The 600-nt window shown below is 49.5% G+C and carries 2 protein-coding genes; both read right to left on the bottom strand.

Translation table 11 applies throughout. The features are described from left to right. The coding region (locus tag EXE45_RS17445) for a hypothetical protein (RefSeq protein WP_137695077.1) at window positions 1–216 on the bottom strand (216 nt) is incomplete at its 3' end. Continuing rightward, window positions 213–600: hypothetical protein (locus EXE45_RS17440; RefSeq protein WP_206750505.1), on the bottom strand; the 388-nt coding region annotated here is incomplete at its 5' end. The genes EXE45_RS17445 and EXE45_RS17440, both read right to left, overlap by 4 nt.

The following is a 600-nucleotide window of genomic DNA, read 5'->3' as shown; positions in this document are numbered from 1 at the left end:
AAACAGGTACTCGGCTGCGGCCTTGCCCTGTAGCCCTCGTTCGAAGGTCATCCGCGCCGACAGCCGTTCGCTCCCGTCGTCCAACTCGGTGCGTTCACTCGTAAACTCGTTTGCGAGACGGACCTCATCTGGTGCGGGCAGTTCAGCTTCAACGCCATCGAGGAACGTCGGGTCGTCCGACTCAACCGACCCGCTCACGCAGTAATGAACGTTCATAGCCGCGACCTCCGTGGAGCGGTAACGTTGTTGAGGTACTCAATCTCGGTGTCAGAAAGGGCACGGGACCAAGTAGCAGCAACAGCAATATCTCCATTAAATGCCTCAAAGGAACTACCTTCAGTCCTACCAATTATTAGTTGAGGTGTTCCATCCACAATAGTTCGCCCAAATGAATCGAAAGTATAACCATCGTTGTTTGTGATATCTCTTATTTCTCCGTTATATCTCGCTATGGTGACATTCCATTGATTGTTTGGTGCTGATACAGATACAGCATCAAAGCCACCGTCTTCTTGGGTTGTCATTTCTAAATTTACGGCACCATCAGTTTCACGCATAAACCAACCATACTGATTCCGATTGCCATATCCTACTATATCC

The sequence above is a fragment of the Halorubrum sp. SP9 genome (assembly GCF_005435015.1).
Lineage (GTDB): Archaea > Halobacteriota > Halobacteria > Halobacteriales > Haloferacaceae > Halorubrum > Halorubrum sodomense.
This window is presented reverse-complemented; position numbering and strand designations above follow the sequence as displayed.